Raw genomic sequence first — 817 nt, 5'->3', positions numbered from 1 at the left:
CCGGTGCAGTACGCCGACTACGCGCTGTGGCAGCGTGAGCTGCTGGGCGACGAGGACGACCCGGACAGCGAGATCTCGCGGCAGCTCGCCCACTGGACACAGGCCCTCGCCGGCCTGCCCGAGGAACTGACCCTGCCCACCGACCGACCGCGCCCCGACGCCTCCTCCCACCGGGGCGAGCGCATCCGCTTCGAGATCGACGCCGCACTGCACCGGCGACTGCTCACCCTGGCGCGGGAGTCCGGTACGAGCCTGTTCATGGTTCTGCAGGCGGCGCTCGCCACCCTGCTGACCCGGCTCGGTGCCGGCACCGACATCCCGATCGGCACCCCGATCGCGGGACGCACCGACGACGCCGTGGAGGAGCTGGTCGGCTTCTTCATCAACGAACTGGTCCTGCGCACCGACACCTCCGGCAACCCGTCCTTCCGTGAGCTGCTGGCCCGGGTCCGGGAGACCGACCTGGCCGCCTACGCCCACCAGGACGTCCCCTTCGAGCGCATCGTCGAGGCGGTCAACCCGTCCCGCTCGCTCGGGCGCCACCCGCTCTTCCAGATCGTGCTGGCCCTGCAGAACACGGCACAGCCCACCCTGGACCTGCCGGGCCTGACCATCGGCGCCGAGCCCGCCGACGGGGGAGTGGCCCGCTTCGACCTGTCGTTCGGCCTCAACGAGCGCCTTGCCGCCGACGGTTCACCCGCCGGTCTGGACGCCCTGGCGGAATTCGCCACGGATCTGTTCGACCGGGTGACGGTGGAGTCGATGGTGGGGCGGTTGGTGGCGGTGCTGCGGGCTGTGGTGGCGGATGCGGACCGGC

General features: G+C 71.7%; 1 protein-coding gene. It reads left to right on the top strand.

The window, feature by feature from the left end:
- Positions 1–817: condensation domain-containing protein (locus ACLZN2_RS50935; protein ID WP_416987095.1), on the top strand; the 817-nt coding region annotated here is incomplete at both ends.

The organism is Streptomyces sp. T028, assembly GCF_048159505.1.
GTDB lineage: Bacteria > Actinomycetota > Actinomycetes > Streptomycetales > Streptomycetaceae > Streptomyces.
The sequence above is the reverse complement of the archived record's forward strand: the minus strand, read 5'-3'. Positions and strand labels throughout refer to the sequence as shown.